At 60.4% G+C, this 7,918-nt stretch carries 5 protein-coding genes; 2 read left to right on the plus strand and 3 right to left on the minus strand.

Annotated elements, in window-relative coordinates:
- From ABX749_RS14055 to ABX749_RS14065, 3 genes are all read right to left on the minus strand, one after another.
- On the minus strand, window positions 1–1,319 hold a 1,319-nt coding region (locus ABX749_RS14055), incomplete at its 3' end, for an SGNH/GDSL hydrolase family protein (protein ID WP_372896528.1).
- 243 nt (window positions 1,320–1,562) lie between these two features.
- The gene (locus tag ABX749_RS14060; RefSeq protein WP_372896529.1) at window positions 1,563–2,654 is read right to left on the minus strand and encodes a protein arginine kinase; all 1,092 of its coding nucleotides are present in this window, start codon (window positions 2,652–2,654) and stop codon (window positions 1,563–1,565) included.
- Window positions 2,651–3,178: a UvrB/UvrC motif-containing protein gene (locus tag ABX749_RS14065; RefSeq protein WP_095738256.1), complete on the minus strand. Its 528-nt coding sequence runs from the start codon at window positions 3,176–3,178 to the stop codon at window positions 2,651–2,653. The genes ABX749_RS14060 and ABX749_RS14065 overlap by 4 nt, the downstream gene beginning before the upstream one ends.
- Window positions 3,179–3,389: 211 nt before the next feature.
- Here ABX749_RS14065 and trpE point away from each other — a divergent pair, with 211 nt between their 5' ends.
- Entirely contained in the window at window positions 3,390–4,949 is a 1,560-nt protein-coding gene (gene trpE / locus ABX749_RS14070) for an anthranilate synthase component I (protein WP_372896530.1), read from the plus strand.
- Between the two features lie 146 nt (window positions 4,950–5,095).
- On the plus strand, window positions 5,096–7,723 hold the full coding sequence (locus ABX749_RS14075) for a serine/threonine-protein kinase (RefSeq protein WP_372896531.1): 2,628 nt from the start codon (window positions 5,096–5,098) through the stop codon (window positions 7,721–7,723).
- The last annotated feature ends 195 nt before the right edge of the window (window positions 7,724–7,918 follow it).

Below are 7,918 nucleotides of genomic sequence, written 5' to 3' on the forward strand. Positions count from 1 at the left end.
ATTTGGATCGGGTTGGCGATCTCGGGGAATTGTTCTTCACCGGCGAACAAGTTGACTTCGAATCGCGGGTCCATCTGAAACGCCTGTTGTTCGTCGGCGGCAGTCATCCAAACATTCGCCCCGCGACTTTGCTTGGTTTCCGGCATCGGGGGCAAGTTGCTGTCATCGATTTCGGTCGACCGTGTCTTTCCGGCAGCGAGTTCCCAGATCTTCGCGTCACGATTGGCGGTCATCAAATCAAAATTTCGCATCGCCGGCAGAAAGTCCAGATAGCCGTACGCCTTGCTGCGTCCGCCGGTGTAGTAGAACGTGTTGAGCGGTCGAAACCGTCGGAAGAATTGCCGGTTCTTGTCCGCGATGACTAGGAGCAACTCGGGTTTGATGTCGGGAGCGTCGCGGCGAAACAGTTTTTCAAACAAGGTCTTTGAAAAGAACCGGTCGCCGTCTTGATTGAGATGGATGCCGTTGATCGTGTGGTCCGACCCCAGGCTCTCGAATTGCCGGCGTGTCTCGTCAAAGACATCGGCGAACCCCACACCTTGCTCGGCCGCGACGTCTCGCATCACGTCGACGTACTTCCCGATGGTGTCGTTGTTGAGATCCGCGGCCGGAATGTTTGGCAGGTTTTCATTGGCGATGGGGGAAACCAGGACTAGCCGCGGTGCGGAGTGGCCATTGAAGGCTTTGGTTTTTAATTCGGTAAGGTAGCGGCCGAGTGCATCGCGGAACCGATCCAGTCCGGCGTCACCGGCAAACGACTCGTTGAACCCATAAGCGGCGAAGATGACATCCACTCGCTCGTGGTGCAGGTGTTGCAGCGTATCGGCAAAATTATCGGGTCGGGGTTGAAGGTCGATCTCGTCGGCCGTCCAGGCCAGATGGCGCACGGTCAATTGGTGATCGGGGAACGATTGTTGGATCATCGCTTCCAGATGCCCGAATTCGCCGGACCGTTCCAGCAAGGCGTTGCCGATCAGTGCGATGCGATCATTCGGTCGCAGCGTCAGGGGCAACGTGGTCACGATCGGATCGGTCGATTCCGCGCGGGGTGCCGTTTTTTCATAGATGCCGAACTGGGCCAGGGCGGGATCTTGGGGTGGATCCGGCAGTCCGGTGTCGGTGTTTTTGGCGTCTTTGACGGCAGGCTTGCGGGGCGGCTTTTTCGCTTTCCGCGCCGCGTCGTCATCAGCCTGGGCGACACTGATGGTGGCCAAGGCGAACGCGCAGAGCGTGATGAGGCGTAGTTGGCCGAGCAGGCGGCGTCGAAACCTGGATGCGGCGTCGTGTCGGGCAGCGGCGTGGGGAGAAGATGGATTCATCAGATCAGGGCATCGATGGAGGGAACAGGGTGAGGCCCCATCATAAACGCTCGCGACGTGCCGCAAACAAAGAACCGAACGTGCTAGCGGAACGGCGCGAGCCGTCCGGTGTCGGCGCTAGAATACGTGCTGACGGACCGGAGGGCTCGCGCCCTACCGCTAACGAATAACAATCCGTTTGTCGTCAATCGAGAACGCCAGTGATTCCGGCAGGCACAGCATGCCCTACTGGTCCACCCGCGGCTAATTCCAGGTGGCGTCGTCTTTGCCGGCCAGGTGGTGTTGCAGGAAACTGGCGCGGCGGGCGTGACGTTCGGCGGTGCCGAGGGCGCGGCCTTGCAATTTTTGCAGGTGCGCCGATTGGGTTTGCAGGAACAGCTGATTGATGACCTTGACGTCCGGCTGTTCGATCAGCCCCATGCTGATCCCGAGTCGGATCTTGGACAGGTGGTGCATCGTTTCTTCACTGCTGATCTTGCGCGCCGTGCTCAGGATGCCCATCGCCCGGCTGACTTCGTCGTGCAAGTCATCGCGGTTGTTCTTCAGCAACGCCTGACGCGCCTTGCGCTCATATTCGATGATCCGCGGCGCGACCTCGTCTCCGACCAAGGCAAGCAAGTCGGCTTCGCTGTGGCCGAGCGTGACTTGGTTGCTGACTTGGTAGAAGTCGCCGGTGTACTGGGATCCTTCCCCGTAGAGACCGCGGACGGTGACGTTGATCCGTTGCATGCTGCGGAAGACGCGGTCCATCTGTTCGGTGATGACCAGTGCCGGCAGGTGCAACATCACGCTGACTCGCAATCCCGTGCCGACGTTGGTCGGGCAGGCGGTCAGATAACCGTAGCGCGGATGGAACGCGTACAAGATGACTTCTTCGAGCATGTCATCGATGCGGTTGACCTGCTCCCAGGTGTTTTTGATGTCCAGGCCACTTTTCATGACTTGGATTCGCAAGTGGTCTTCTTCGTTGACCATCACGCTGTAGCCTTCGGTCGCATCAAAGGCGACGGCCCGCGACCCGTCGGACTCGGCGATTTCGCGGCTGATCAGTTGCCGTTCGACCAGCAGTTGACGATCGATTTCCGAGAGCGGTTCCAGGTCGACGTAGTGGGCGGATTTCCAATGGCTGTCGGTCAGACTTTCCATGCGGGCACGGACGGTCCGTTCGATGCTCAATCGATCTTCGTCGCTGCAACGACGGATGAATGGAAAATCGGCCAGGTTGCGAGCCAATCGAATCCGGGTGCTGATCACGATATCCGATTCTGGCCCTTCACCACGCATCCATTCGCCGCTGTACCGGGCCAGTTCGTCAAAGTCCGCGTCACGTTTCACGATTGGGTATCCGAGGGGGTCGATGGTGGGGCGATCGGGTCTTCCATCGCTTTGATTTCGTCGCGGATTTCCGATGCCCGCTCATAGTCTTCGCGTTCAATGGCTTCTTCCATTTCGCGCCGCAGTCCGATCATTTTTGCCAACGAGTCGGCCGTTCCCGCCGAGCGGGTGGGTTTTTTGCCCACATGTTCGGTCTTGTCGTGGACATTGACCAGCAGCGGGCGCAAATCGGATTCGAAGTGGGTGTAATCGTAGGGGCAACCGAGTCGGCCGCTGTTGCGAAATTCGAAAAAGCTGATGCCACAAACGGGACACTCCTTCTGATCCAGCTCTTCGAGCACGTCGCCGGATTGACCGAGTTGTTTGGCCAGGGCCGACGCGATCGCGGTCATCGGCGGGCTGGCTTCCTTGTTGAGGAACCCCTTGGCATGCTCTTCGCACAAGTGCATGACCTGTGGGCCAACCGGTTCGGTCAATTCGGTGATGTGGAAGGTGGCCGGTTTTTCACAGAATTGGCACTTCATGATCAATCCGAGTTGTGATGGGAGGACCGGGCCGGAAAAAAGAAGACATGCAGGGTGTGACGGCGAGCCGACACGGGTAGCGACGGCGGGCTGCTTGATCGATTCTATCGCTCGTGAGAGGCAAAACCAACCCGGTCCCCTACACGACTGGCGTTTCGGTGACGACACTAACGGCAACCGCTCTCGTCCATTCATGAAATTCGCTCCGTCCATGCACCACCCCACCCCCGACGAATTTGCCGCCCTGGCCATCGAGCACGACTTTGTCCCGGTGTATCGCCGCTTGTTGAGTGATGCATTGACGCCGGTGACAGCCTTCGGGCGGCTGGATCGATCCGCCGACGGCACGTCCGTGGCGGCCGGCGGCGCCTGTTTGTTTGAAAGCGTCATCGGCGGCGAAAAAGTGGGCCGCTACAGCTTTTTGGCCGCCGAGCCCTCGCTGCGTTTCTCGGCCACGCGAAACCAGGTCACCGTGACCGATTTGACCGGTCAGCGGGAGACGGAAACCTTCACCGATCCCGACCCGCTGAACGCCTTCCGAGTGCACTTTCAAAAATCGGTTGCCGAGATCGACGAACTGCCACCTTTTGTCGGTGGCGCGATCGGCTATGCGGGGTATGACGTGGTGCGTTACGTGGAACACCTGCCCAACGCGCCCACGGATGATCGCGGCTTGCCCGATCTGGATTTCGCGTTCTACCACACGCTGTGCGTCTTTGATCACGTCGACAAAACGGTCACGGTCGTTTCCTTGGCCGATTGTCGTGAGGTCAACAATCCCGACGCCGCCGCGGAAGCCTTCGCCAAAGCGGCCTCGGACGTCGACGACACGATCGAAAAACTGTCCGAGACCACGGGGGGGCGGGAGATTCGGACCGCCGCCTGGGACGAGACGGTTTGGCGCGAAGCGGCTCAGAACGAGCCGTTGGAAATCTCGTCCAACTTCACCCGTGAATCGTTCGGTCAGGCGGTCCGCGAGTGCGTCGAATACATTCGTGCCGGCGATATCTTTCAAGTCGTCCCCAGCCAGCGGATGGCCGTGAAAACCGACGTCGATCCGCTGGAGATCTATCGTTCGTTGCGGGTCGTCAATCCCAGCCCGTTCATGTTTTACCTGCGGACCCCCGAGACCGTTCTGGTGGGGTGTTCGCCGGAGATCATGTGCCGTGTCGAAGATTCGATCGTCACCGTCCGGCCGTTGGCGGGAACCCGCAAACGGGGACAGACCGAAAAGGAGGACAAGGCGCTCGAGCAGGAATTGCTGGCCGATCCCAAGGAACGCGCCGAACATGTGATGTTGGTCGACCTGGGACGCAACGACGTCGGCCGCGTGGCCCAGTTTGGCAGCATTGAATTGACCGAAGTCATGGTCGTCGAACGCTACAGCCACGTGATGCACATCAGCAGCGAGGTTCAAGGAAAGCTGCGTGAAGGGTTGGACGCCTTTGACGCACTCAAGGCCGCACTGCCGGCCGGCACGGTCTCGGGCGCCCCCAAGGTCCGCGCGATGGAAGTCATCGATTCGATCGAACCGCATCGCCGCGGCCCCTACGGCGGCGCCGTAGGCTGGATCGACTATCGAGGCAACATGGATACCTGTATCGCCCTGCGAACCATGGTCGTCAAAGACGAGACGGTGTACGTGCAAGCCGGGTGCGGCGTCGTTGCCGACAGCGATCCCGATGCCGAGTACGAGGAAACGATCAACAAGGCGCGGGCGCTGATCACGGCCATCGAATTGACGGTGCAGCGTCTGCGGGCGGGGCAGTGATTTCGGCGGGGCAGTGACTTCGGCGGGGCAGTGACTTCGGCGGGGCAGTGACTTCGGCGGGGCAGTGATCCCGGCTTTCGCGTTGGGATCAGCTATGATGGTTGGGAGCTGATTCTCCCGAACCACTCCAACGTCGTCGTTTGTCCTTGATCCAGATCGAATGCCCACACTGTTCTGCAAGGCTGCAGCTGGGAGATCCCAAGCCGGGCCGCTACCAGCCGACGTGCAAGAAGTGCGCGGCGACCTTTCTGATCCAGGTCAGTGACGATGATCCGCCTCGGGTGCGGGTCGGCAAAGCGAAACAGGCGACCCGACCGCCCTCCGGCGCGGCCACGCGGACCAAGGCTGCGGTCGAGCAAACCGTGGATCAGACCTTGGACCAGGACAGCAGTCCCGCGGCGTCGTCACGGAAGTCTTCTCCGCCGCCGAACGTTTCCGCCGGGTCGGGAAATCGCCCCGCCGCGACTTCCGACCCGGATCGTGACGCCGTCGAGGACCGTTCCGATGACGGCAGCGACGAGGCGGCGGCCAACGCAGGGCCATCGCGACTGGGCGGCTATCGAATCGTTCGCCTGCTCGGCCGCGGGGCGATGGGCGCGGTCTATCAAGCCAAACAGGTGTCGCTCGATCGTGATGTCGCGCTGAAAACCATTCGCACCCGGCTGGCCGAGAACCCGGCGTCGCTGGCACGCTTCACCCGCGAAGCCTACGCCGCGGCTCAGCTGTCGCATCACAACGTCGTCCAGATCTATGATTTCGGCGAAGACGACGGGCAGCTGTTTTTTTCGATGGAATGGATTCGTGGCGGATCACTCGGCGATCTGGTCCGCGACAAGGGAAGCTTGGAACCGAAACGGGCGGCGACCTACATCTTGCAGGCCGCGCGGGGATTGCAGTTCGCCCATCGAAGCGGGATGGTTCATCGCGATGTCAAACCGGCCAATCTATTGCTCAGCGACGACGGCGTCGTCAAGGTTGCCGATCTAGGACTGGTCAAAGTCCCCGACCAGATCGATCCCGAATCGTCTGATGAAGGCCTCTCCTACAGCGGTCTGCAAAGTGGCACGCAAGTAACAATGCAAGGCACCGCGATCGGAACGCCGGCCTATATGGCGCCCGAACAAGGTGCCGATGCGACGGCGGTCGATCATCGCGCCGACATCTACTCGCTCGGGTGCAGCCTGTTTTATCTCTTGGCCGGCCGTTCGCCGTACTCGGGAACACAGGTCTCTGAAGTGATCGAGCAACATGCGCGATCCCCGTTACCGGATCTGGCCGAAATCAACAGCCGCGTTCCCGAACCGCTCTGTCAGATCGTTGCCAAAGCGATGGCCAAGCGACCGAGCGATCGATACGGATCACTGGCGGAGATGATCGATGCGTTGCAATCGTTCTTGGGCATCGAGTCGTTGATGGGGTTTTCGCCCTCGAGCGACCAGGCCGATCGTTGGGAATCGATCGCCGCGGCCTACGCAAAAACACAGGTCGTCAAACAGCTTTCTGGAAAGCTGTTCGTCGCCCTGGCAGCGCTCTCGATCTTGCTGACCATCGTTTCGCCGTTTTGGTCCCTGGGGGCGATTCTGTTGGGGCCGATGTTGTTGGCGACCGCTTGCATCGTGGCGATCGTGTTGGCGACGACGATGGGGCAGGTTGCGATTGCGAATCACGTGCGGCGTTGGATCGGATCGCTTTCGTGGATCGAGATCGGCGCCGCTTCGTTGGCGTCACTCGTCGCGCTCGCGGTCGTGCTGGTGAGCGGTTTGTGGATCGGTGCCTTGTTGGGAGTCGTGCTCGGGGCGGCGGTAGGAACCGGCTATCACTTTGCCGTGACCGTGACGGCGGCAAAATCAGGCCAGCCACCACTCGACGAAGCCCGGCGGTTTGTGCGCGACTTGCGAATCGAAGGCGCCGATGAAGAAGGCTTACGCGATTTCCTGGCACGGTATGCGGGCAAGGGCTGGCAAGCCATCTATGAGGCGATGTTCGGTTACGACGCGTTGGTGGAGAAACGTCGGCGGTTGTCACTCGATGTCTCGTTCACCGGACCGGTCGGCGAAGGATCGCTACGCGACCGGTTGTGTTCCGCCCTGGATCGCAAGATCGATGCCAGGCGTGAGGCGGTCGACCGCCGTAAACTGGCCGAGCTGGAACAGCGGTCACTGATCAGCCAAGGCGTCAGTGCCGCCGAAGCTCGTGAGCAGGGTTGGGAAATGGCGTCGGCGATCATGGAATCGGCGCGGCAAGCGGCGGAGTCGTTTGGCAAGGATGAAAAGGTGATCGCCGAAGCCAAACGGAAACGGATCAAAGCGATGTTGGCCGACGCCCGCAGCGGCCGGTACAAACGCCCGCGTGATCGATTCGCATCACTGAAGTTCGCGTTCTCCGGTGTCTCGCGTTTACTGGTCGGATGTTTATTGCTGGCGGTGTTTGTCTTCGCCGCGCAGAGCGAAGAAGGCTTAGCTTCGGAAGTGGCCCAAACCGTGGGACGCGGACAATTGGACGGGGAAACCCTTCCGCTCGATGCGACGACCGACGCACTGGGAATCACCGTCAGCCTGTGGTCGGTCGGCATCGCGGGGATGTTGCTGTGCCTGTCGGCGTTTGTGTCCGGATGGAGGATGACGCCGTTTGCGGTCGTCGCGACGATTGTGATTTTGTTCGGTGCCAAACTGGGGCTGCCGGGTGTCGGCCCGGCGCAAGCCTGGATGGTGGCCGCGGCGGTCGGGCTGGTGATCTATTTGCCCGGAGTGTTGTACGGCGAGTCGAAGTCGTAGGCCGGATGTCGTCGAATGGGCTGGGTGTTGTCGGTCAGCCGTTGGCATGCACAGCATGCCCTACGATTTGGCATGCACAGCATGCCCTACGATTTGGCATGCACAGCATGCCCTACGATTTGGCATGCATAGCATGCCCTACGTGGCGGAACGTAAATTCATTATGTTCAACGAAATCCACTCCAACCACTCTTA

The organism is Stieleria sp. (genome assembly GCF_041595215.1).
GTDB lineage: Bacteria > Planctomycetota > Planctomycetia > Pirellulales > Pirellulaceae > Stieleria > Stieleria magnilauensis.